The organism is Streptomyces sp. NBC_01314, assembly GCF_041435215.1.
Classification (GTDB): domain Bacteria; phylum Actinomycetota; class Actinomycetes; order Streptomycetales; family Streptomycetaceae; genus Streptomyces.
In genome coordinates this window covers 988,095-1,012,829 of record NZ_CP108394.1, presented here as the reverse complement: position 1 = coordinate 1,012,829, position 24,735 = coordinate 988,095, and the positions used below count along the sequence as shown (strand labels likewise).

The 24,735-nt window shown below is 68.6% G+C and carries 17 protein-coding genes and 3 pseudogenes; 15 read left to right on the top strand and 5 right to left on the bottom strand.

What is annotated here, in order from left to right:
• Positions 1-29: 29 nt before the first annotated feature.
• From OG622_RS04575 to OG622_RS04510, 14 genes and pseudogenes are all read left to right on the top strand, one after another.
• Entirely contained in the window at positions 30-782 is a 753-nt protein-coding gene (locus OG622_RS04575) for an aspartyl/asparaginyl beta-hydroxylase domain-containing protein (RefSeq protein WP_371573517.1), read from the top strand.
• A 237-nt stretch (positions 783-1,019) separates the two neighbouring features.
• On the top strand, positions 1,020-2,432 hold the full coding sequence (locus OG622_RS04570) for an MFS transporter (RefSeq protein WP_371573515.1): 1,413 nt from the start codon (positions 1,020-1,022) through the stop codon (positions 2,430-2,432).
• A gap of 86 nt (positions 2,433-2,518) precedes the next feature.
• Entirely contained in the window at positions 2,519-3,592 is a 1,074-nt protein-coding gene (locus OG622_RS04565; protein ID WP_371573513.1) for a beta-ketoacyl-ACP synthase III, read from the top strand.
• Complete coding sequence (locus OG622_RS04560) at positions 3,589-3,828, top strand: acyl carrier protein (RefSeq protein WP_371573511.1); 240 nt, start codon at positions 3,589-3,591, stop codon at positions 3,826-3,828. Before OG622_RS04565 ends, OG622_RS04560 begins: the two co-directional genes overlap by 4 nt.
• 26 nt (positions 3,829-3,854) lie before the next feature.
• The gene (locus tag OG622_RS04555; protein WP_371573509.1) at positions 3,855-4,745 is read left to right on the top strand and encodes a TauD/TfdA dioxygenase family protein; all 891 of its coding nucleotides are present in this window, start codon (positions 3,855-3,857) and stop codon (positions 4,743-4,745) included.
• Entirely contained in the window at positions 4,742-5,239 is a 498-nt protein-coding gene (locus OG622_RS04550) for an FcoT family thioesterase (RefSeq protein WP_371573507.1), read from the top strand. The genes OG622_RS04555 and OG622_RS04550 overlap by 4 nt, the downstream gene beginning before the upstream one ends.
• Positions 5,240-5,262: 23 nt before the next feature.
• Positions 5,263-6,822, top strand: coding sequence for a long-chain-fatty-acid--CoA ligase (locus OG622_RS04545; protein ID WP_371573505.1), 1,560 nt, complete (start codon positions 5,263-5,265; stop codon positions 6,820-6,822).
• A gap of 51 nt (positions 6,823-6,873) precedes the next feature.
• Positions 6,874-7,131 (top strand): phosphopantetheine-binding protein, encoded by a 258-nt coding sequence (locus tag OG622_RS04540; RefSeq protein ID WP_371573503.1) that lies wholly within the window; start codon positions 6,874-6,876, stop codon positions 7,129-7,131.
• A 25-nt stretch (positions 7,132-7,156) separates the two neighbouring features.
• Complete coding sequence (locus OG622_RS04535) at positions 7,157-11,560, top strand: amino acid adenylation domain-containing protein (RefSeq protein WP_371584002.1); 4,404 nt, start codon at positions 7,157-7,159, stop codon at positions 11,558-11,560.
• 89 nt (positions 11,561-11,649) lie between these two features.
• On the top strand, positions 11,650-12,693 hold the full coding sequence (locus tag OG622_RS04530) for an ABC transporter substrate-binding protein (protein ID WP_371573501.1): 1,044 nt from the start codon (positions 11,650-11,652) through the stop codon (positions 12,691-12,693).
• Positions 12,694-12,761: 68 nt separating this feature from the next.
• The gene (locus OG622_RS04525) at positions 12,762-13,736 is read left to right on the top strand and encodes a FecCD family ABC transporter permease (RefSeq protein ID WP_371584001.1); all 975 of its coding nucleotides are present in this window, start codon (positions 12,762-12,764) and stop codon (positions 13,734-13,736) included.
• A 43-nt stretch (positions 13,737-13,779) separates the two neighbouring features.
• On the top strand, positions 13,780-14,580 hold the full coding sequence (locus OG622_RS04520; protein WP_371573500.1) for an ABC transporter ATP-binding protein: 801 nt from the start codon (positions 13,780-13,782) through the stop codon (positions 14,578-14,580).
• A 217-nt stretch (positions 14,581-14,797) separates the two neighbouring features.
• Positions 14,798-15,280: pseudogene (locus OG622_RS04515) on the top strand (hypothetical protein).
• A 271-nt stretch (positions 15,281-15,551) separates the two neighbouring features.
• Entirely contained in the window at positions 15,552-16,250 is a 699-nt protein-coding gene (locus tag OG622_RS04510) for an alpha/beta hydrolase (protein ID WP_371573499.1), read from the top strand.
• Here the strand turns inward: OG622_RS04510 and OG622_RS04505 are convergent.
• From OG622_RS04505 to OG622_RS04485, 5 genes and pseudogenes are all read right to left on the bottom strand, one after another.
• Positions 16,234-17,117, bottom strand: a protein-coding gene (locus tag OG622_RS04505; protein ID WP_371584000.1) for an IS5 family transposase whose coding sequence is annotated in 2 segments (ribosomal slippage) — positions 16,234-16,751 and positions 16,751-17,117 — 885 coding nt in all. Because the reading frame shifts where the segments join, the coding sequence is not laid out codon by codon here. The genes OG622_RS04510 and OG622_RS04505 overlap by 17 nt on opposite strands.
• Before the next feature lie 39 nt (positions 17,118-17,156).
• Positions 17,157-17,357: pseudogene (locus OG622_RS04500) on the bottom strand (IS630 family transposase); the annotation flags it as partial.
• Between the two features lie 73 nt (positions 17,358-17,430).
• The gene (locus tag OG622_RS04495; protein WP_371572569.1) at positions 17,431-19,236 is read right to left on the bottom strand and encodes a reverse transcriptase domain-containing protein; all 1,806 of its coding nucleotides are present in this window, start codon (positions 19,234-19,236) and stop codon (positions 17,431-17,433) included.
• 670 nt (positions 19,237-19,906) lie between these two features.
• A pseudogene (locus OG622_RS04490) lies at positions 19,907-20,803 on the bottom strand (IS630 family transposase); the annotation flags it as partial.
• A gap of 41 nt (positions 20,804-20,844) precedes the next feature.
• Complete coding sequence (locus OG622_RS04485; RefSeq protein ID WP_371573498.1) at positions 20,845-21,495, bottom strand: TetR/AcrR family transcriptional regulator; 651 nt, start codon at positions 21,493-21,495, stop codon at positions 20,845-20,847.
• Between the two features lie 121 nt (positions 21,496-21,616).
• Here OG622_RS04485 and OG622_RS04480 point away from each other — a divergent pair, with 121 nt between their 5' ends.
• Entirely contained in the window at positions 21,617-24,451 is a 2,835-nt protein-coding gene (locus OG622_RS04480) for an FAD-binding and (Fe-S)-binding domain-containing protein (RefSeq protein WP_371573496.1), read from the top strand.
• Positions 24,452-24,735 lie beyond the last annotated feature (284 nt).

Genomic DNA, 24,735 nt, shown 5'->3' with positions numbered 1-24,735 from the left:
GCCCCATCCCCTGAGCTCCGGAGAACCGCATGACACCAGAGATGGAGAACGCCTTCGCCGCGATCAGAGCCGAGTTCGGTGCGGAATCGATCACGCGGGTCGAGCGGATGCTGGAGCCGGGCGGCAGCGAACGGCATCCACTGCAGAAGGGGGCCAAGTGGATCATGCCGGGGCTCTCTCCCACTCCCTGGCACGACCCGTACTCCTACGCCGAACTGGCCCCCGTCGTCCATGAACTGGAAGCCAGTCATCAGTCGATCAAGAAAGAGCTGAATTCCGCATGGTCGGCGCGCCGGGAGGAGTTCTCGGACTATGAGCACTATCTGGCCCGCCAGGAGAACTGGCAGGCCCTCTACCTCTTCCGTGGAGGAGGTCTCGTCGAGGAGTCCGCCGCCACGACTCCCACTGCTTATCGGGTGCTGAAAGACGTGGCCGTCGACACGGAGAAGATATGTCCTCTCCTGGAGTGCCATTTCTCCACCCTGTTGCCGGGCGCCGTCATCGAACCCCACTGCGACCTGTGGAACTTCAGCATCAACCTACATCTTGCCGTGGACATCCCGGACGGGTGCAGCATCACGGTCGCCGGAGAGATGCGCACCTGGAACGAGGGAAAGTGCCTGCTCTTCGACTACTCCTTCGAGCATGAGGCACGCAACTCGGGGAGCAGGCCACGGACCTGTCTGCTCATCGACCTCTGGCATCCGGAGACCACCGTTCCGGAACGCCGGGCGCTTGTCGCCCTCATGACTGAGATTCGGCGGCTCATGGGGGAGGGCTGACGCGGAGGAAGTAATTCCTTCAACTCCGGGATCAACTCCTGGATTCTCTCTGCCGGCTTTTTTCGACTGCCGGACAAAAGGGCTGCCCTGATGCTCTGTGAACGCGCAATGCGGTTCGGGGAATTGGCCATTCTCAAGCCTGATCAGGACTGCTACCGTGACTCGAATTGATCTACCTGCTGGAAATTATCTTCGCGGGAATTCTGTGTATTGCGATACCGAAGGGGGTGATCGATGATGTCCGCGACAGGGCAGGTAATGACTCCGCTGCGAAAGCCACTTGGACTTCCTCTGTTCGTGCTGGCGTCGGGGCAACTCGTCATCTCGCTCGACTACAACATCGTGTACGTCGCGCTGCCGGACATCGGCGCCGGGCTGGGTTTCTCCGACCACGACCTGCAGTGGGTGGTGAGCGCCTATGTCGTGGCCACGGGAGGCTTCCTGCTACTGGGCGGCCGGGCCGCGGATCTGCTGGGCCGGCGCCGGATGTTCGTCGTCGCGGCGCTGCTGTACGCGGGGTCGTCCCTCGTGGGCGGGCTGTCGGATTCGCCGGGCGTCCTGGTCGCCGTCAGGGCGGTGCAGGGCGTCGGCGGCTCCCTGCTGTTCCCGGCGACCCTGTCCCTGATCAACACCCTGTACGACGAAGGGCCCGCTCGGAACCGCGCGTTGGCGGTGTGGGGCGCCGCGGGAGCGGGCGGGCTCTGCCTCGGTTCCCTGCTCGGCGGTGTCCTGGTGGAGGCGTTCGGCTGGCCGTCGGTGTTCCTCGTCAACGTGCCCGTGGCGGGGACTCTCGCGGTGGCCGGGTGGTCGCTCTTCCCCGAGGACGGGCCACGGGACCGCTCGCGGCACTTCGACGTGGCGGGCGCGCTGACCGCGACGGGCGGGATCACGCTCCTGGTGTTCCTGCTGGTGCAGGCCCCCGCGGAGGGCTGGGGCACGCCCGTCGCCCTCGGGAGCGCGCTGCTGTCCGCCGGGCTGCTGACGCTCTTCGCCGTCGTGGAGAGGCGATCCCGCGATCCGCTCGTACCGGCAAGGCTGTTCGCCCACCGCGGCCTGCTCGCGGCCATGGGGGTGACCGCCCTGTTCAGTGCCACGTTCAGCTCGGTGCCGTACTTCCTGACGCTCTACTTCCAGACCGTCCAGGGCTACAGCCCGGTCGCGACCGGGCTCGCGTTCCTCGTACCCGCCGTGGTGGTGGCCGTCGGTACGCAGGCCGGTGAACGGGCCGTGTCCGCCTTCGGTGTGCGCCGCATGCTGGTGGGCGGCATGGCGCTGGGCGCCGCCGGAGCCGCTGCCCTCGGTCTGGCACTCACCTCGAACGGCTCGTACCCGGCGCTGCTGCCGGGGATCGTGCTGATGGGCCTCGGCCAGGGGGCCGCGTGGACGGGCATGTGGATCACCGCGTCCGCCGGAGTAGCGCCCGGAGACCAGGGCATCGCCTCGGGACTGGCCTCGACCACCCTGCAGATCGGCGGCGCGGTGGGCCTCGCCGTGCTGATCGCGCTCGCCGGCGGCGTCGGGCAGAGTGCCTCGGGTCCCGGGCTCCTCGACGGCATCCGTACCGCCCTCTTCGTGATCGCGGGCGGCATCGGATGTGGTGCGCTCGCCCTGCTCGTCCTGCGCAGGGCGACCAGGACCAGCGGTCGCTAGGCCCTCCCTCCTCGCGACTTCCCTGCTCGCGTTTCCATCCCGTGTCCGGGCTGCCCGGCCGTCCTCCGTCATGCCAGGAGAACCTCATGTCCCCTCTCACCGTCGGCCCTTCCGCTGCTCCGGCCGCTGTCCTGTGCGGGCTGGCCGGATGGGTGCCGTCCGGTGTGGTGACCAACGAGCACCTCGCGCGACGGCTCGACACCGACGACGCGTGGATTCGCACCCGGACCGGGATCCGCCGACGGCACGTCGTCGACCCCGGACAGGCGACGTCAGACCTGGCCGTCGAAGCCGGCCGCCGGGCTCTCGCCTCCGTCGCGACGGACCGGGTCGACGCCGTCATCGTCGCGACGACCACCCCTGACCACACCTGCCCGGCCACCGCGCCCGCGGTCGCGTCGAGACTCGGTCTGGCGCGGGTGGCCGCCTTCGACGTCGGCGCCGTGTGTACCGGGTTCGTCTACGGGCTCGCCTCGGCCGCCGGTCTCATCGCGGCCGGCGTGGCCGAACGGGTGCTGCTCATAGGGGCGGACACCTACTCCACGATCGTGGATCCGCTGGACCGGGCCAACGCGATCATCTTCGGCGACGGTGCCGGAGCCGTCGTCCTGCGCGCCGGACACCCTGATGAGCCGGGCGCGGTCGGCCACTTCGACCTCGGCAGCGACGGCGCCCACGAGGACCTGATCGTGGTCGCGGCAGGCGGCTCCCGTCAGCGCTCCCGACCGGGCGAACCCAGCCGCCAGGACAGGCACTTCGCCATGCGGGGCAAAGAGGTCTACCGCCACGCGGTGACGCGGATGGCCGAGTCCGCGCGCGCCACGCTGTCCAGTGCCGGCTGGAAGACCGGCGACATCGACCACTTCGTACCCCACCAGGCCAACCTACGGATCCTGCACTCGGTGGCCGACGACCTCGGTCTCCCACGGGAGCGCTGTGTGACCCATGTCGAGTCCGTCGGCAACACCGGCGCCGCGTCCATCCCGCTCGCCCTCGCCGACGCGGCGGCCGGTCAACTGGTCCGCCCAGGTGACCGGCTTCTGCTCACCGCCTTCGGAGGTGGCCTCACCTGGGGATCCTGCCTGCTCACCTGGCCCGCGCTGCCCGCGCCGGCCCATCCGTACGACCTCTGTGACCAAGGAGAACGGACGACGTCATGAGTACCACCTACAAGCGGTTGGTCGACATCCTGACAAGACTGTACGACGCTCCCGCGGACCGGATCCGTCCCGAGGCGACCCTCGGTGAACTGGCCGTCGACTCGCTGACGACCGTCGAGATCAGCATCCGAATAGAGCGTGACCTCGGTGTGAAGGTCGGCGACGACGAACTCCGGCCCGACCTCACGCTCGGCGACATCGCCGGGCTCGTCGACGCCCGACAAACGGCCCTCTGACCCCTCCTCTTCTCGAAAGGCAGCACATGCGGATCAAAGAACAGCCCGGCAGCGCGATCGGCGCGGTGGCCGAGGGATTCGACCACGCCACCGCCTCGGAGGCCGACATCGACGCCGTCAAGAGCACCGTCTACACGAAGAAGATCGCCATCCTGAAGGGGCAGGACCTCTCGCCTCAGGGGTTCCTCGCACTCGGCAAGCGGCTGGGCCGCCCGGAGATCTACTACGAGCCGATGTACAAGCATCCGGACGTCCCGGAGATATTCGTCTCCTCCAATGTCCCGGAGAACGGAAAGCAGATAGGAGTCCCGAAGACCGGGAAATTCTGGCACGCCGACTACCAGTTCATGCCGGACCCGTTCGGAATCACCCTGATCTACCCCCAGGTCATTCCGGAGGAGAACCGAGGTACGTACTTCATCGACATGGGTCGGGCGTATGACAGGCTGCCCGCCGATCTCAAGAAGGAGATCGGTGGGACGTACTGCCGGCACTCCGTCCGCAAGTACTTCAAGATCCGGCCCCACGATGTCTACCGCCCCATCTCCGAGATCATCGAGGAGGTCGAGCGGAAGACCCCGGCTGTCGTCCAGCCCACCACGTTCACCCACCCCATGACCGGCGAGACGGTCCTCTACATCAGTGAGGGCTTCACCGTCGGCATCGAGGACCAGGACGGCAACCCGCTCGACGACGAGCTGCTCAAGCGGCTGTTCGACGCCACCGGCCAGCTCGACGAGACCTTCGAGCACGACAACATCCATCTGCAGAGTTTCGAGAGGGGCGACCTGCTGGTCTGGGACAACCGCAGCCTCATCCACCGCGCCCGGCACACGACCACGCCGGAGCCGACCGTCTCCTACCGCGTCACCGTCCACGACGAACGCAGGCTGCACGACGGGATCACGGCGGCATGACGGACGAAGCCCTGTTGGCACAGGTGCTGACGCCCTACAAGGACCACTGCAGGTACCTGCGTTCGGCTGCCGTCACAGAAACGGACGGCCGTGCTTCCACCCGCTGCGAGTTCGAGATCCCCGAGTCGTGCTACATCGACGACACCGGACATCTGAATTCCGTCGAGGTGAACATCTGCTACAACCAGATGATGTATTACCTCGTCGCCAAGTCCGTTGAAGAAGGACTGGGGACGGGATTCGAATCCTGGACGCTGGACGACTTCTGGAGGCACCAGCTCCCGGACATTCTCATCGCCCGCTTCTCATCGAATTTCCGACGCCCCGTCAATCCCCGTGTGTTTTCCGGCGAGATGGAGTTCCGGTCCGTGACCCGGCGGGCCCCGGCCGGCGCGAGTCCGTTCCTGCACGCCGATACGGCCTTCCGCTACTGGGACGCCGACGCGGGCCGCTGCGACGGCGAGGCGACCCTGGCGTTCGTCAACGTCCCCTGACCCGAGACGGGAGATCCACGACCATGGACCGGCTCCACCACCCCCAACTCCAGACACTCGTCCAGACCACGAGCTTCCACGCACAGCACCAGCCCACCACCCCCGCGATCCTCTGCGAGGGCCGCACACTGACATACGAGCAACTGCACCGCGAGAGCAATCGCATCGCCCACGCCCTTCAGGCCGCCGGACTCGCGCCGGGCGACCGGGTCGCGTATCTCGGCAAGGAGTCCGAGCACTACTACGCGATCCTCTTCGGCTGCGCCAAGAGCGGCACCGTCCTGGTGCCCGTCAACTGGCGACTCACCGCGCCCGAGGTCAGCCACATCCTGCAGGACTCCGGCACCCGACTGCTCTTCCTGGAGGACGAGTTCGGGCCGATCGTCGAGAAGATGCCGACCGCGCCCCCCGAAACGGTCGTCGCGCTCGGAGAGTCCTTCGCCGACTGGAAGGCATCTCACCCCGGCACCGACCCGAAACCGTACGACGTCACCCCCCAGACCCCGGTCGCCCAGCTCTACACCAGCGGAACCACCGGACTGCCCAAGGGTGTCGTACTCGCCCACCGCAGTTTCTTCGCGATCCGTGACGCCCTGGCGAGCGAGGGGCTGGACTGGATCGACTGGCGCGTCGGGGACATCGCACTGATCGGTATCCCCGGGTTCCACATCGGTGGTCTGTGGTGGGCCACGCAGAACTTCAACGCCGGAACCACCGTCGTCGCGATGCGAGCCTTCGCCGCCCGCCAGGCCGTCGACCTGATCCGCGACCTCGGTATCACCACGGCCTGCGTCGTGCCCGCCATGCTCCGCATGATGCTGACCGAACCCGGCGTCGGCGCGCAGGACTTCACCACCCTGCGCAAGACGGTCTACGGCGGCTCCCCGATCTCCGAGGCACTGCTGGAGGAGAGCCTCGCCCTCCTCGACTGCGAGTTCGCCCAGATCTACGGCCTCACCGAGACCGGCAACACCGCGGTGTGCCTGCCCCCCGCCGCCCATGTCCCCGGCGGTTCCCTGATGCAGGCGGCGGGCCACCCCTATCCGGGCGTACGCAGCAAGGTGATCGACGGTGAGGGGCGCGAACTGCCGCCGGGCGCGATCGGGGAGGTCTGCCTGGCCACTCCCGCCCGCATGGTCGAGTACTGGGGACTGCCCGACAGGACCGCCGAGACCCTCGTCGACGGCTGGATCCACACCGGGGACGCCGGCTACGTCGACGAGGACGGCTACATCTTCATCCGCGACCGCATCAAGGACGCGATCCTCGTCGCAGGCGAGAACGTCTACCCGGCCGAGATCGAGAACGTCCTGGAAGGCCACCCCGGAGTCGCCGAGGCAGTCGTCGTCGGCGCCCCCGACCAGCGCTGGGGCGAGTACGTGCACGCCTTCGTCGTCCCCGCACCCCAGCAGCAGCCCAGCCCCCGGGACCTGCACACCTTCCTCGTCCCGCAACTCGCGAGCTTCAAGCTGCCCGCCCGCTACGAGTTCATCGACAGCGTCCCGCGCAACCCCAGCGGCAAGATCCTGCGCCGCGAACTGCGCGACCGCTTCTGGGACGACACCGCACGCAAGGTCAACTGACCGGCCGCCGACGCGCCACCGAGAGCCAACGAGCTACTGAGAGAGAACGACATGCCTGCTCCCCTCACGCTGGAGGGCTTCCGCGCGGACCTGGCGGACTTCCTCCACCAGCGGCCCGACGAAGTCGACCTCGAAGAACATCCCCTCTACGCCGGGCTGGACTCCCTGCGCATCGTCACCCTCATCGAACGGTGGCGGGAAACCGGCCTGGACGTGTCCTTCATCGAACTCGCCGAGTGCACCTCGTTCGACCAGTGGTGGCAGCTGCTCTCCGCACGTCAGGGGGGCACGGACCATGTCACCGCATGACGACACCGTGAACGACACAGGAGCCATGGCCGACCGGCACCCGTTGCTGGCCGCACAGGAAGGCATCTGGACCGGCCAGCAGCTCGACCCGGACAGCCCCGCGTACAACACGGCCGAGTACGTGCACATCGACGGGCTGGTGGACCCGGCCGTCTTCGACACGGCCCTGCACCATGTCGTCGCGGAGACGGAGGCCCTCAACGTCGCCTTCGTCGTCGACGAGCACGGGCGGCCCTGGCAGACGGATGCCCCAGCCGGGGCCTGGCGCCTGCACACGGCAGATCTCACCGCCGAGCCCGACCCGCACGCGGCGGCCCTGACCTGGATGAACCGGGACATGGCCCGCCCCGCCGACCTCGCGCGCGGACCCGTCTTCGGCCACGCCCTGCTGCGGATCGCACCGGAGCAGTACCTCTGGTACCACCGTGTGCACCACATCGCCCTCGACGGCTTCGGTCTGTCGCTGGTCGCCCGCCGGGTCGCCCAGGTCTACACGGCCCTGACGGTGGGCGAGCCGGTGACGGACAGCGGCTTCGGCACCCTGGCGGCGGTGCGGGACGAGGAACGCGCCTACCGGGAGTCGGCCCGGTTCGCCGAGGACCGCGACTACTGGGCGGACCGCTTCGCGGACCGGCCACCCGTGGCGACACCCGCCGGCCGTACGGCCCTGCCCGTGCGCACCTTCCACCGACGGGTGGTGGACCTCGGCGCGGCCCGGACGGAGACCCTGAGAGCCGTCGCCCGCGACCTCGGGGTCACCTGGTCAGAGGTGCTGCTGGCGGTGACCGCGGCCCAGCTGCACCACGTGACCGGAGCCCCGGAGATCGTCCTCAGCCTGCCGGCGATGGGGCGCCTCGGCTCGGTCTCGCTCCGCGTTCCCTGCATGGTCCGCAACATCCTGCCCCTGCGCGTGACGGTCACCGCGTCGGACAGCCTGCGCGACCTCGCGGCCAGAATCTCCCGCGAACTCCGCGCCGGGCTGCCGCACCAGCGCTACCGCTACGAACAACTGCGGCGCGACCTCAGACTCGTCGGAGGCCAACGCCGCCTGTCCGGGCCAGGCGTCAACATCATGCCCTTCGCGTACGACCTGCGTTTCGCCGGACACCGCAGCACGGTCCACAACGTCTCCGCGGGCCCCGTCGACGACCTGTCCGTCAACGTCTACGACCGCTCCGAAGGCGCGGGCCTGCGCATCGCCGTGGACGCCAACCCCGACCTCTACGACGAGGCGGACGTCACCGCACTTCAGGAGGGACTGCTCTCCCTCCTCGGAGAGGCCGTCGCCGCCCCCGACCGGGCGCTCGGTGAGCTGCGTACGCGCCCGGCCGTTCCCGTTCTGGACGGAGGGCCGCTGCCCGGCCCCGTGCGACCGGTCCTCGGCCTGATCGCCGGCCATGCCGCCCGGCGCGGCGGATCCGTCGCCGTCGAGGACGGCGGGCGCAGCATCACGTACGCCCAGCTCTTCGGCTCGGCACGTGACCTCGCCCGCCGACTGGCGGCCCGTCAGGTAGGCCGCGGCGACCTGGTGGCCGTCGCCCTGCCCCGCGGCATCGACGCCATCACCGCCATCCTCGGCGTCCTGCTCTCCGGGGCCGCCTACTGTCCGCTCGACCCGACCGCGCCCCGGGCCCGCAGAACGGAGCTGCTGGATGATGCCCGGCCCGCACTCGTCCTGACGACCAGCGCCCGCGCCGACCACTACGCGGACCGAGCTGTTCTGCAACTCGACCGGCCGGAACCCGAGTCCGAAGAAGCACCCCGGTCGACGGCACCGACACCGCAGGACCTCGCCTACGTCATCCACACCTCGGGCTCCACGGGGCGCCCCAAGGGTGTCGAGATCGGCCACCACGCCCTCGCGCACTTCGTAGCCGGGGCCACACACCGCTACGGACTCCACCACGGGGACCGTGTCCTGCAGTTCGCCGCCCCGCACTTCGACACCAGCGTCGAGGAAATCTTCCTCACGCTGTGCGCGGGCGCCACGCTCGTCGTCCGTACCGACGACATGACCGACTCGATCCCCGGGTTCCTGGACGCCTGCGCACGGCTGCGGATCAGCTTCCTCGACCTGCCCACGGCCTACTGGCACGAACTGGCCTACGCGATCTCGACCGGCACCGCTGTCCTGCCCGCCGAGGTGCGCACCATTGTCATCGGCGGCGAGGCGGCGCTCCCCGAGCGGGTCGACCGCTGGCGCGGGGCCGTCGGCACATCCGTCCGGCTGCTGAACACCTACGGTCCGACCGAGGCCACGGTCGTCGCCACCGTCGCAGACCTCCACCACCCCTCCCTCGCCCCGGGAGACGTCCCCATCGGACTGCCGCTCCCTGGCACTCGCGCCGCGGTCGTGGACGGCGAACTCCACCTCCTTGGCGACAACCTGGCCGTCGGCTACCGGGGAGATCACCCTCCGGACGCCGCTCGCTTCGCCCCTCTCGACTCGCTGCCCGGAGCGCCCCGCGCCTACCGCACCGGTGACCTCGTACGAGTCGGCCACGACGGGCAACTGCGTTATCTGGGCCGGTCGGACACCGAGTTCAAGATCAGCGGACACCGCGTGCACCCCGCCGAGGTCGAGAGCGTGCTCCTGGCCCACCCAGGGGTCCGCGAGGCCGCCGTCGTGGGACAGATACTGACGGACGGGACGCGGCGCCTGGTCGCACACGTCGTCCCGGACGGGCCTGCCCCGGCCGTGGCCCTGATCAGAAATCACCTCCGGACGGCTCTGCCCGCGGCGATGATCCCGTCGGCCGTCGAATTCCTGGACCGCCTGCCCCGAACGAGCGCAGGAAAGATCGACAGGAACGCGCTCGCCACGATGACTCCCGACGCGCACGGGCCGCACCTCGACGCACGGGTGCCGGACCCCGACACACAGGCGCCGGACCTCGACGCACGGGTGCCGAACCACGGCACCGAGACAGCGGCGTACGACAGCACGCTGGAGCGCTCCATCGCCGCCGTCTGGCAACAGGTGCTCGCCGTGCCGGCCGTCTCCGCGGGTGACGACGTGTTCGACCTGGGGGCCCAGTCGCTCCAGGTCATCCAGGTGGCCAATCGCCTCGGCGTCGAACTGCGCCGCGACGTGAAGGTCGCCTGGCTCTTCCAGCACCCGACGCCTGCCGAGCTGGCGAGGTTCCTGGCGCAGCAGGAGCAGGAGCAGGAGCAGGCCCAGGTCCAGCCACGGCCGGTCGGCTCCGGCTTTCCGGCGAACCTGCTCGCCGACGCCGTCCTCGACCCCGGCATCCACCCAGGCGACGATCCTCCCCGGGCGATCGGCACACCGGACCGGGTCCTGCTCACCGGCGCCACCGGTTTCGTGGGCGTGCATCTGCTGGCCGAACTCCTCACGAGCACCGACGCGGAGGTCGTCTGCACCGTCAGGGCCCCGAGCCCCGCAGCGGCTGCCGCCCGCATCCAACAGTCCCTGGAAATCCACCGGATCCACCTCTCGGACGTAGCGCGAAAACGCATCACGGCAGTTCCCGCCGACCTAGCCCGCCCCCGCCTAGGCCTGGACGAGGCACTCTTCGCCGAACTCGCCCGCACCTGCGGCGCGATCCTCCACAACGCGGCGACCGTCAGCATCATGCGCGAGTACTCCACCCTCCGCGCCGCCAACACCGAGTCCACCAGAGACCTTTTGCGCATGGCGGCCGTCCGCTCGACCCCCCTGCACTTCGTCTCGACCCTCTCCGTTGCCCCGCCGATCACCCTTGCTCCAGAGGTGCCGGAGACGTTCCTCCCTCCCCACCCCGGACTGCGATACGGCTACCAGCAGTCGAAGTGGGCCGCCGAACGCCTGCTGGAACAGGCCGCCGAGCGGGGCCTGTCGGTCACCGTCCACCGCCTCGGGCGAATCGTCGGCCCGCACGCCACCGGCTACGTCAACGAGCGGGACTTCCTTTGGAGTGTGCTGCGCGCGGGTGTGCCCGCGGGCATCGTCCCCGACCTGTTCGAGGAGGAGACCTGGACACCGGTCGACCACGTCGCCCAAGCCCTTGTCCACCTCTGTCTCGGGCAGCGCCCGCCGACCGCCACGGTCTTCAACCACGCCACCACCCCGATGCGGCTGAGTGACGTCTACGACTGGCTGGAGGAGTACGGCTATCCGCTGCGCCGCATGCCGCTGGCCCAGTGGCGCGCCGAGCTGCAGCGCTCGTCCGGGGCCTTCGGTGCGGCGGCGACCACGCTCGCCTTCTTCGACGCCTGGGACGCGGGCACCGACGACTCGACCGGGCCCGAGCTACGCCTGGGGCGCGTCCGCACCGACAACGTCGTGACCGGACTGCACGGCAGTGGCATCACCTGCCCGTCCGTCGACCGGGACCTCGTCTTCCGCTACCTCGACCACTGCGTCGCCACCGGAACGCTGCCCGCCCCGGCCGGGAAGCAGGGCCATCTCGCGACGTCCGCACAGTAGTTGGATCCCTTGGGAACTTCCGAGCTTCACCCCCCGACTACTGCCTCAGAACCCGTCGCCTCATGAGCACCCCGCAGCAAGGAGTCAGCATGTCGAAGAAACGGCCGCTCGCCACAGCCCTGGCCGGAGCCCTCTGTCTGGTCACTGCGGCATGCGCCGACTCCTCGACCGACAAGGCCGCCGATACCGGCGACAAGGCGTCCGTGGCCGCCGCGAAGTCCGCCTACCCGGTGACCCTCGACAACTGCGGAGTGACGGAGAAGTTCACCGAGGCGCCCAGCCGCGTGGTCACCATGAACGGCGCCTCGGTCGCCGAGGTCTCCACGCTGCTCGCCCTCGGCCTCGGCGACCGCATCGTCGCCAACCAACAGAGCTACGGGATGTCCGAGGTGGCCGGCCGAGCCAAGGCCATCAAGGGCCTGCCCACCGGCGACATCAAGCTCAACGACGCCTACGACATCCCGCGCGAGGCGATGATCGGACTGCGCCCCGACCTGGTGCTGTCCACGACCTCCTACGGCTTCGACGAGAAGAACGGCTTCGCCACCCGCCGGCAGCTCAAGGAGGTGGGCGCGGGCACCTATGTCTCCCCGCAGGGCTGCGACCAGGACACCTCCAGGATGACCATCGCCGACAGCTACACGCTGCTTCGCGACATGGGCATGGTCTTCGACGTGAGTGGCCGCGCCGAGAAGCTGATCGCCGCGTCGGAGAAGAACATCGCCCGTGTCTCCGCCAGAGTGAAGGGCAGGAAGCAGCCGAAGGTCATGGTCCTGTTCTCCAACATGACCATGGGCGGCAACGACTTCAGTTCGGTCGTCGCCAAGGGTATCTACAACGACATCCTCGCCAAGGCCGGCGGCCGCAACGCCTTCGAGTCGGCCTCCACGACCTCCTTTGCCGACCTGAGCAAGGAGAAGGTGGCCGCCACCGATGTTGACGCGCTCGTCGTCATCGGCTACAACGACCCCGATCCGGCGGCCTACGCCAAGAAACTGCTGAAGGAGTTCCCCCAGTGGCCGGCCGCGAAGAACAACACGTACGTGACCGTGTCGGACTCGATGTACCTCGGCCCGAGCAACGACCTGGCCGTCGAGAAGATCGCCGAGATGCTGCACCCCGACGAATTCTGAGCAGGATCCCCAGCCGCCTGCGGGTGCCCCTCGCGGTCGCCGGGCTGCTGGTCGTCCTGGTCGCCGTCATGGTGGTGGCGGTGAGCATCGGCGCGGTCAACATCCCGGTGGCCGACGTGTGGGGCATCCTCCTGCACCACGTCACCGGCCGGGGAGCGACCGAAGACCCGGCGCTGGACCAGATCGTGTGGACCTTCCGGGCACCACGCGTCGCCCTGGCCGCGCTGGTCGGCGCCGGACTGGCCGTCGCCGGAGCGGTACTCCAGACTTTGGTCTCCAACCCGCTCGCCGACCCGATCGTCCTCGGCTTCTCCTACGGCGCCTCCCTGGGCGCCGTGCTCGTCATCACCCTCGGCGGCGCCGCCCTCGGCGGTCTGGCAGGTCTCGGTGTGTCAGGCGCGGCGTTCGTCGGTGCCCTCGCGGCCGGGGCCTTGGTCTTCGCCCTGGGCCGGCGACGGGGCCGACTGGCCCCGACCCGGCTGGTGCTGGCCGGGGTCGCGGTCGGCTATGTCCTGCTGTCGATGACCAGCTTCGTTCAGCTGCTGGCGACGCCCACCGAACTGCGGACCGTCATGTTCTGGATGCTCGGCAGCGTCGCCGGTGCCCAGTGGGACCAACTGCCCACCGTCACCGTGGTGGTCCTGGCCGGAACCGTCGCACTGACCCTGTTCGGACGACGGCTCAACGCCCTGCTGGCCGGCGACGAGTCCGCCACCGCGCTCGGTGTGGACGTCAACCGGCTGCGCGCCGTCCTACTGGTCATCAGCGCGCTGCTGACCGGAACTGTCATCGCCGTCGCCGGCGGCGTCGGCTTCGTCGGCCTGATGATCCCCCACCTGGTCCGCCTCACCACCGGCGCCGACCACCGCAGACTGCTGCCCTTGACCGCGCTCCTGGGTGCCGTCTACCTCGTCCTCGTCGACCTGCTCTCCCGAACCGTCAACCGCCCCAACGAACTACCGCTGGGCATCCTCACCGCTCTGCTCGGCGCCCCCTTCTTCCTGTGGCTGCTGCGCCGCAACAAGGGCCTGGACACCGTATGAAGCCGCTGAATCCGCTGAATCCGCGACGAGGGCCGGACACCGTATGAAACTGACCGTCGACCAGCTCCACGTCACCCTGGACCGCAGGCCGATCCTCCGCGATGTGAACCTGGAGGCCGCCAAGGGCGACATCGTCGGGCTCGTGGGACCCAACGGCAGCGGCAAGTCCACCCTTCTCCGCACGGTCTACCGCTCGCTGCGGCCGGCCGACGGCGTGGTCCGAGTAGGCGACGACAATGTATGGGAGCTGTCCCCGCGCACCGCCGCCCGCCGAACGGCGGCCGTCCTCCAGGACGCCGCTGCCACCACCGGCCTGACCGTGACCGAGATCGTCGCCCTGGGACGCACGCCCCACCACGGCCTGATGGGCCGGGACAGCGCCGAGGACCACCAGGCCGTGGCGGAGGCGGTCGACCGCTGCGGAGTCGCACCCTTCACGAACCGGGACTACGCAACCCTGTCCGGCGGCGAACGCCAACGTGTCCTGCTGGCCCGCGCTCTCGCCCAGCGGCCGCAGCTCCTGGTCCTGGACGAAGTCACCAACCACCTGGACATCCGCGCCCGGTTCGAACTCCTGGAGCTGATTCGCAGTACGGGTATCACCACCCTGGCAGTCCTGCACGACCTCGACCTCGCCGCCCGGCTCTGCGACCACCTCGTCGTGCTCCACGAGGGCGCGGTGGTGGCGGCAGGATCCGTACTGGAGGTCCTGACACCGGACCTCCTCCGCGACGTCTTCGGTGTCCAGGGCGACACGGAGCGGCACACCGACGGCGTCGTCCGCATCACGTACGCGGCCCAGCCGCTCGCTGCCGACCGGGAGGCCGAGCCCGCCGACCGGTGACGTGGCCTCACCGGCCAGATCCGAACGAGCCCTCGGCGCTCAGCACATGGTCAGTTGCTCGGGCTCGGGCTCGGGCTCGGGCTCGTGCTCGCGTCGATGCCGGGCAGGTCGAGGTCCGTGACCCGGCATCCTTCTCCAACATCCCTGCGGCCCGCACATCGACGAGCGTGCGGCGTTCGAGGCCATCGCGCCGGAGAAGGACGTCGACGGGGTCACGATGCACTCCTTCGCCGCGACGAGCTTCGGCCTGCCGGGCTTCGTGTCCTGCACGCCGGGCGGGATCATGCGACTGCTGGAGGCCTACGACGTCGACCTCGCCGGCAAGCACGCCGTCGTGGTGGGCCGCAGCGCCATCCTCGGCAAACCGGCGGTGATGCTCCTGCTCGCCAGGGACGCAACGTTGACGTACTGGCACTCCCGGACGGCGGACTTGTCGAGGATCGTCCAGGAAGCGGATGTCGTGTAGCGGCCGTGGGCCGACCCCGGCTGATCCGGGGTGAGGACATCAAGCCCGGCGCGATCGTGATCGATGCCGGATACAACCCGGGCAACGTCGGCGGACGTGGACGTTGACACCGCCCTCACCCGCGCCCGTCTGATCACTCCGGTGCCCGGCGGCGTCGGGCCGATGACCATCGCCGTCCTGCTCGCGCAAACCGTGAACGCCGCCGCAAACCAGCTCGGAATCCAGCACCACTGACCGAAGCGCCGTCGGCAATCCAACATCGGCCCGGGGGAGGTCATTCGACTCTTCCGGACGGCGGCGTGCGGGGATGCCGAGGCCGACGGGTGGTTGGGCAGGCCCTCCCGGTGGGCGAGGGGACTCAAGAAGCATTCCGCGGTGCCATTGTCTGCCCTTCTCCGTGGGCTCTAGGGCGTGTATCGGAAGTGGATCAAGATGGTGAGTGATGGCTGGCCATGGTCCGGAGCTAGGATCACTGGCCTGACACTGACCTGAGGAGGTAGGTGAATTGGCCGCCGTGGTGCTCGTTCACGGCCTGTATCACCGTCCCGAGCACTTCGCCGTGGTGGCAGAACGCTTGCGGACTGCGGGAACCCACGTTGTCGTTCCTGAGCTCCACCGGGGCTCATTGCTCGCTGACACAGCAGCGGTCCAGGCAGCCGTCGGCTCACTGCACGAGCCTCCGATTGTGCTCGGCCACTCCTACGGAGGGTCAGTGATCACCGGGCTGCGCGGAGCGGGACACTTGGTCTATCTGGCGGCCTTCGTGCTTGATGTCGGCGAGAGCGCGGCCAGTCTGGGTGGGGCGTCCCCACAGCTCCAGGACGCGATCAACCCGGAGCCCGACGGCTCGACCAGCCTGCGCCCCGACCGGGCTGTCGACACCCTCTATGGCGACTGTCCCGAACCTCTCGCCGCCTGGGCGGTTGGCCTCCTGCGTGCGCAAGCCCCCGGCTGCGGGCGAGGAGTCCCAGAGCGCCACAGCTGGAAGCACACTCCCTCCACCTATGTCGTCTGTGGACAGGACCGGGCCATCGACCCGGTCCTGCAGCGGAAGATGGCCTCGCGCTGCACCGACGTGCGCGAGTGGCAGACGGGCCATTCCCCGTTCGTAGGACAGCCTGATCTCATCTTTGAACTCCTGCAGGAACTGCTCGCCGCCAATATCCCGCGCAGCCGAGATGAAGGAGTCACAACCACTCGTTGATGGCTGCGATGAGGACGGTCGCCTCGTAGCGGACGGCGAGTTTCTCATAGCGGGTGGCGACCGCGCGGTGGCGCTTGAGGCGGTTGATCCCGCACTCAACCGCGTGGCGCTCCTTGTAGTCGGTCTTGTCGAACTTTGGCGGGCGGCCGCCGTGGGAGCCGAGTTTCTTGCGGTTGCGGGCCTGGTCGGCCTTGTCCGGAATGGTGCAAGGGATCCCGCGTCGCCGCAGGTAGGCGCGGTTCTTTCGAGAGGCGTACGCCTTGTCCGCCCGGACGCGGTCGGGGCGAGTGCGGGGCCTGCCCGGCCCGATGCGGGGCACGCGGATCGCTTTGAGGACGGGCTCGAACTGCGGGGAGTCTCCGCGCTGTCCGGCCGTGATGACGATCGACATCGGTTTCTGGCCCTGCTCGACGGCCAGGTGCAGTTTGGTGGTCAGGCCGCCGCGCGAACGTCCGAGGCCGTGGTCGTCCGGTTCGGTGGCGATGCCGCCGGGCGGCTCCTTTTGCAGGTCCCCCTTTTTCGCGCGCCGGCAGCGTGCTGGTGGGCCCGGCAGACGGTGGAGTCGACGTTGATGTCCCAGGTGATCAGGTTCTTTGCGTCGGCCTGGGCCTGTAGCTCGGTGAAGATCCGCTTCCAGGTACCGTCTCGCTGCCAGCGCCGGAACAGGTCATACACGCGCGCCCACGGCCCGTAACGCTCCGGGACATCCCGCCACGGCGTCCCGGTCCGGGTCCGGGTCCGCCAGCGTATGCCGTCGATCAGCTGTCGCCTCGTCCATCTCGGCGGGCGTCCCGGCTTCCTGCCCCTGGGCTGCAGCGGTTCCAGCCTGGCCCACTGCGCATCCGTCAGATCCCCACGTGCCACCATCAAGATCATCTCACGCAAGATCCACTTCCGATACACGCCCTAGTGTCCTGAGTCTTTGATTCGGTTCAGATATCCGGCGAGGCGTTCGAAGATCTCGTCGGCGGTCTTCGTCCAGACGAAAGGTCGGGGATCTTCGTTCCAGGTGGCGATCCAGGAGCGGATGTCTTTCTCCAGGGCCTGCACGTTCTTGTGGACGCCGCGCCGTATCTGCTTGTCCGTCAGCAGGCCGAACCAGCGCTCGTCGGGTAGGACCGCTGCATTGCTGCAGCGGTCCCCCTCAGAACCGGCCGTGCCCGATTTCCAGGCAACCGGCTCAAGCAAGCTCTATGGCTCGCGGGCTGGTCAGAAGTGCTGGCGACTTGCCGATGCCGGTGGTCAGCCGACGGTGGCAGTGGGTGTGGATCAGACGTGGGGCGGCGGATTTGTCCGGCTTGCCGTTGCCCGCATCAGCGATGATCGCGTGTTTCCGGATCGCCGTGCGGGTGACCTTGAGCCACTGTTCCCACTGGTCGGGAGTTTGCGGCTCGTGGTCGGCGTGCAGCAACAGCCCTCCGCAGACTGGACATCGGCCGTCCTGCTTCTGCAATAGATGCAGGGTGCCTTTGCCCAGCGGGAGTTTGCCGCGGCGACGCCGCTTGGCCCAGAAGTCGACCAGGGTGGGATCGTCGGTCGACGCCGTTCCTGGCACCATCCGGTGCCGGACGATCGGCGTCCAGGCGAACTTGTAGAGGTAGAAACCGCTGGTGCGGTCCCCGAACACCCACCTGTCATACCTGAACGGGTTGAACATGCCGAAGTACCGGTCGGTCACCCAGCGCTTCGACTTGTTCGCGTGAGAGAACTTGGCCCACTTGTAGACCAGCCTCCACACGTAGGCGTCCAGCGAGTTGAACGCCCGCTTGGACACCCCGATCCGGTAGTAGGCGGCCCAGCCCTTGATGATCGGGTTGAGCTTGGCGATCACCGCGTCGGCGTTGGCCCCTCGCAGGGCCAGCATCTCGGCGGCGAGCCGTTCCCGGATCCGCCACAGGGCCGCGTTGCTCGGCTTGGTCAGCAACTTGCCGCGATAGCGTCGGATGTTGAACCCCAGGAAGTCGCAGCCCTCATCGAGGTGGACAACGCGCGTCTTGTCCTCGTTGAAAGCCAGTCCCCGGGGCGCGAGCCACGCGGCGAGCCGTGCCTTGACCTCCTCGGCTTGTTCCTGCGAGTGGCACAGGGCGAGGAGGTCGTCGGCGTAGACGACCAGAACCGGTGAGTCACGCGCCAAAATCGCGGCATCGCTGCCGAGAGTCTGGTAGCGGACTCCAGCGGCCTTTCCCATTCCATGCAAAGCGATATTCAACAACGCGGGACTGATCACCCCGCCCTGAGGAGTTCCTTCCAACGTGGGGGCGAACCAACCTTTCTCGACCACGCCCGCCTTCAGCCATCCGGCGATCATTCCCCTTCCGGGAAACGAACCCAGCGACGTGAGCAGATTATCGTGGTCGATCCGGTCGAATGCCGCTTTCAAGTCGGCGTCGAGCACCCACAGGCGCTTGGCGGTCTTGCCGCACGCCGTCGTGTGGATGGCCACAATCGCGTCATGACAGCCACGGCCGGGACGGAAGCCGTAGACCTTCGGTTCCAGCCGTGCCTCCCACTCGGGCTCCAGCGCATTCAGTGCCAGAGCTTGGAGGCATCTGTCAGCGATCACGGGAATTCCGAGCGGGCGCTGTTTTCCATTCGCCTTGGCGATATACACCCGCTTGACGGGCTTGGGTTTCCACGGGGCCGCGCCATGCTGGACCCAGTCGGCCAGCTCGGCCTTTTCCTGGGGCGGCAGGACGACTTTCCCGTCAACCCCCGCCGTCTTGCGGCCAGCGTTGACCTCCGTGACCCGCCGCACACTCACGAGTGCGTTGGCGCGGGAGCGGAGCATCAGCTTCTGCAGATTCCTGACCTTGGCCAGGTCTCCTGCCTGCGATGCCGTGAAGATGCGCTGCCGCAGACGCCGTACGTCGTCCTCGACCCTCCGCCAGTCGATCGACGGCCAGTCGGTGATCTCGCCCTCCGGTCCGTTCGCTATGCCGACGGCGGTCGCTGCGGCTTGCGCCGTCCCGGCCGCGTGTGTCGTCATGACGTCCAACTTTTCCTTCGGTTCCGGTGTCTTCGGTCTTCGTGCCTTCACAAGCTCACCAGACCCACGTCAGCACCCTTTCAGGTCGGGGTATCGGCCCCTATCCGGCCAGTTATGCGGGAACCGCCGACGGAGGTGTCGGCATGTGGTTCCCGGTTTCCTGCTGCCTTTCGGCCACCGGCATTCGCTTGCTGGGTCTTCCTGCGCCCGCTGGAGATTTGGGCCTTACTTGCGGTTGGCTTACCAGGCCAGAAACTTATTGCCTGGACTCCATCGGGGTTGTCACGTTCCGCATGAGAGAGGTGCTGCCGGGGAGGGTGCCCTCTGCACCCCGGGGACGGCGGTGCACTCCCGACCGGTCAGATATCTCCGGTCGGCGCCTGCCACTTTTCAATGGCCAGTCCCTATCTCCCGCTGAAACAACCCATCGGCGAGAGTGCTCATGACGAGGCATCATCAAGGGTTCATTCGCATTCACCCGTCCGGCATTTCCCGGCCTGTAATCCCCGGATGGAACGGGAATCCTTGGACCTTTCCTCAGGCTTCGCACCCCGCGATCACTCGCGACGCACGCTGAGGCGGGAACGAGCCCTGTGCACTGGCTCGGGTCTACACCTTCGACATCGTCGAACCTCCTTGGTGATTCCCACTCTTCTCAAGCGACTTCGTGTCGCACGACCTGGTTGAGCCAGGAGGCGCTGGTCGGCGTGAAGTGCATATGGAACCGGGGGTGGGCCAGCAGCCACTTCTGGATCGCGGGGGTCTTGTGAGTGGCGTAGTTGTCGCAGATCAGGTGGACATCGAGGTGCTCGGGCACCTCCTTGTCGAGCTTGGCCAGGAACTTCTTGAACTCCACCGCGCGGTGCCGGCGGTGGATGGAGGAGATGACCTCGCCGGTCGCAGCGTTCAGCGCGGCGAACAGGGCCGTCACCCCACCGCGCACATAGTCGTGGGTGCGGCGCTCGGGCATGCCGGGCATCATCGGCAGTACCGGCGCGGACCGGTCCAGCGCCTGGATCTGCGACTTCTCGTCCACGCACAGCACGATCGCCCGCTCCGGCGGGTCCAGGTACAGACCGACGACGTCGCGGACCTTCTCGATGAACTGCGGGTCCTTGGACAGCTTGAAGGTGTCCACCAGGTGCGGCTTGAGGCCGAAGGTCCGCCAGATCCTGGAGACCGTGGACTGCGACAAGCCGCTGGCCTCGGCCATCTCCCGCGTCGACCAGTGCGTGGCGTTCTTCGGGGTGGACTCCAGCGTGCGCACCACGACCTCCTCGACCTTCTCGTCGCTCACCGTGCGCGGCGGCCCTGGCCGCGGCTCGTCCGACAGGCCCTGAAGCCGATCGGACGCGAACCGCTTGCGCCACTTGGCCACCGTCACCGGGTGCACCCCAAGCTCCGTACCCACGACGGTATTTGAGCCACCCTGGGCGCAGGCCAGAACGATCCGGCACCGCAACGCCAAAGCCTGCGACGACGTCGCCCGCCGCGACCAGCGCAGCAACGTATCCCGCTCGTCGTCTGTCAGGACCACCTCGACCGTCGGCCGACCCATACGCGCCATGAGCCCAGCCTACTTCTTCAGTGAATCAAAGACTCAGGACACTAGTCCATGGCGAGTTCCAGCAGGGCGAGGGTGGCCGTGTTCGCCTTCTCGACCAGCGCGGCGAGCGACCGGGGCTCGCCGTCCCACATGACCCAGCGATTCGCGCCTTCAAGCACGGTCATCACGAGCTTGACCTGCTGGACCGACGGGCCGAACCCCATGTCCTGGGCCGCGGCGCGATACAGCGCCTCGTACAGGTCGACCCAGGCATCGACTTCTGCGCGGAGCGGCTGCGGGAGGAAGCGGACGACCTGGTCGGTCGCCACCAGCAGGTCCCACAGGTTGCTCTCGGGAAGCTCGACCTGTCGGGTCAGGTGCACGTGCACCATCCGGCGCCAGCCGTCCCCGGGGTCGGGGACATCACGCACGCCGTCGAGTACGGCGATGCCGAACTTGTAGAAGTGCCGGCGGAGAGACTCGGCGACGATCTCGTCGCGACCGTCCGGGAAGTGGTTGTACAGGCTCGGGGCCTTGATGGCCATCTCCTTGGCGATCATGCGCATGGAGACGGAGTTGAACCCGTTCTCGGTGGCCAGTCGGAGGAACACCTCAAGGATGGCTCTCCGGGACTCGCTCCGGTGACTCCAGTCGAGTTCGCTCAGATGCTTGTCGAACTCCTCGACAGCGCGGGGCCACCGCTCCTCGGCCACTGACTTCTCCCTTGTCGGCGTGAGTCGCGCACGCCGGAATCTCCCCCTACGTCGGTCAGGGGTCACCGCGGCGGCTCGATGCGGAGCTGGAAAAGCTAACTTACGTTAGTTAGCCTCAGGCATGCCCACTCAAGCGCAGCGCGAACCCGGCGAAACCCCGGCAGACTCGTCGACGGCCTCTCCCGAGGATCTCGCCGCGGCTCTGCGCGCGGTGGGCGTCGAGTTCGACGACTCGCCACTGACACGAGCCCTGTACTCCTCCGACGCGAGTCTGTACCGCGTCGTCCCGTCCACGGTCGTGAAGGCACGCAACGCCGAGGACGTGATCGCGGCCCACCAGGTGGCCAGTGAGCTGCGGGTCCCGGTCACGATGCGGGGCGCGGGCACCAGCATCGCGGGCAACGCCGTCGGCAGCGGCATCGTCATCGACACCCGCCGGTTCGACCGGGTACTCGACATCGACCCGGTCGCACGTACGGCGCGGGTGGAACCGGGTGTGGTGCACGCGGACCTGCAGCGCGCGGCAGCGCCCCACGGGCTGCGCTTCGGACCGGACCCGTCCTCGCACAGTCGCTGCACGATCGGCGGGATGATCGGGAACAACGCCTGTGGGTCGCGGGCCCTGGGCTACGGGCGGACGGTGGACAACGTCGAGTCGCTGCGCGTGCTCTACGGCAACGGCGAGTCGGCCCTTGAGCAGGGCGGTCGGCCCGGCGGTGGCACCGCCGAGCGGCTGGCGGCGGTCGGGGACGCGAATCTGGTCCATCTGCGGACCGAGTTCGGCCGCTTCGGCCGCCAGGTCAGCGGCTACGGCCTGGAGCACCTGCTGCCCGAGCGGCGCCGCATCGACCGGTTCCTCGTCGGCAGCGAAGGGTCGCTGGCCACGGTCCTGGAGGCGACCGTTCGGCTCGTCGACGACCGGGTCGAACGCAGGCTGCTGGTGCTCGGGTATCCGACCATGGCCGACGCGGCCGATGCGGTGCCGGCGCTGCTGGCCGCCGTACCGGGCCGGCTCATCGCGTGCGAGGGCATGGACTCGCGCATCGTCGACCTGGTACGCGCGAAGGGTTCGCCGGTTCCCGACCTGCCGAAAGGGCGCGGCTGGCTGTTCGCGGAGGTAGCGGGCGAGGACGCGCCGGATTCGGTGCGGCGGCTCGTCGCCGCCGGAGCCGCGCTGGACACCAGGCTGATCGACGACCCACGTGAGGCGGCCGCGCTGTGGCGTATCCGTGAGGACGGCGCCGGGCTCGCGGGCAGGTCGCTGGCGACGCCGGCGTACGGTGGATGGGAGGACGCCGCCGTTCCACCGGAGCACCTCGGCGCGTGGCTGCGCGACTTCGAGGAACTGCTGCGGGCGCACCGCCTTCAGGGCATCCCGTACGGGCACTTCGGCGACGGCTGTGTCCACTGCCGCATCGACTTCCCCTTCGAACCCGGCGACCCCGCTTCGGCCGGAGTGTTCCGCGACTTCATGACCGCCTGTGCGACACGGCTGCGGGACTATCGCGGCACGCTGTCGGGGGAGCACGGTGACGGCCGGGTCCGCGGCGAGCTGTTGCCACTGATGTACGACGAGGCGTCCCTCGCCCTGTTCCAGCAGGTCAAGGCCGTCTGTGACCCCGACAACCTCCTGAACCCGGGCATCATCGCCAACCCGGTTCCGATCACCGACGACCTGCGCCCGGTGCGCCCGCGCGCGCCGGTACGTTCCGGCCTGCGCCTGGTGCACGACGCCGGAGACCTCGGCGCCGCGGTGCACCGTTGCACCGGCGTCGGGAAGTGCGTGGCGCCGAAGACCGCCGGGGTGATGTGCCCCTCCTATCTCGCCACCCGGGACGAGCGGGACTCCACCCGTGGCCGCGCCCGGGTGTTGCAGGAGGCACTCGACGGGGGACTGCTCCTCGGCGGTCTGCGGGACCCGGCCGTGACCGAGGCACTCGACCTCTGCCTCGCGTGCAAGGGCTGTGCCAGCGACTGCCCCAGCGGCGTCGACATGGCCACGTACAAATCCGAGGTGCTGCACCAGCGGCACGATGTCGCCGGGGTGAGGCGACCGCGGTCGCACCTGTTCCTCGGCCGGCTTCCGAAGTGGGCCCGGCTCACCGCGCCGCTGGCGCCGGCGGCCAACCTGCTCCTGCGCGTCAAGCTGCTCGCCGGCCTGGCCAAGTGGGTCGCCGGCATCGACCACCGACGGTCCGTGCCGGAGTTCGCCTCCCCGACCCTCAAGAAGGCGACGCACGCCTCTCGCACCACGGACGCGTCGGCCGACGTGTGGATCTGGGCCGACTCCTTCACCGACCATTTCTTCCCGGATTCCGGCCTGGCGGCGATCCGGTTCCTGGAGTCTCACGGCCTCACGGTCCGCGTCGTCGGGGAGGACGCCTGCTGCGGCCTGACCTGGATCACGACCGGACAACTCGACCAGGCGCGGAGCATCGTGGGCCGGACGGTGCGCACGCTCGCGCCCTACATCCGCAGCGGGATCCCGGTGATGGCCCTGGAGCCGTCCTGTCTGGCGTCGCTGCGCGGCGACGCGAGAGAGCTGTGCGACGCCCCGGAGACGGACGTGGTGGCCTCGGGGGTACTGAGCTTCGCGGAGCTGGTCGAGCGTCTCGACCTGCCCCTGCCGGACCTGACCGGTGTGGAGGTGGTCGCGCAGCCGCACTGTCACCAGAGCGCGGTCATCGGCTGGGACACCGACCAGCGTCTGCTGGAGAAGACCGGCGCCACCGTCACCAAGGTGCGGGGGTGCTGCGGCCTGGCCGGCAACTTCGGTATGGAGAAGGGGCACTACGAGGTCAGCGTCGCGGTCGCCGAGACGCATCTGCTGCCGGCGGTGCGCGCGCACCCGGACGCGGTGTTCCTGGCGGACGGCATGTCCTGCCGCGTCCAGCTCGACGACCTGGCCGACGTGCCGGCCCGGCATCTGGCCGAGCTGTTCGCCCCCCGCGTCTGAGGCCGGGTCGTCCGGCTGCTTGCATCGACATGACGCGACACGACACGACGCGGCGACCGTCCGACCCTGCCGAAACGCCTGCGGAGCCGGCCCTCAGGGCTCGGCTCCGCAGATGTGAGGGGCGCAGGTCAGTCGTAGCGGTAAGCCGAGCTGTTCCTCAACTCGCCTCGCACGAAGAGGAGTTCGGGGAGCGCGGTGTCGAAGACCGTGGTGTCGTAGCGGTCCTTGTCTCCGGCCTGACCGGGGGCGGTGTCCGGGATGACGCCGGGATGCGCGGCGCGGCC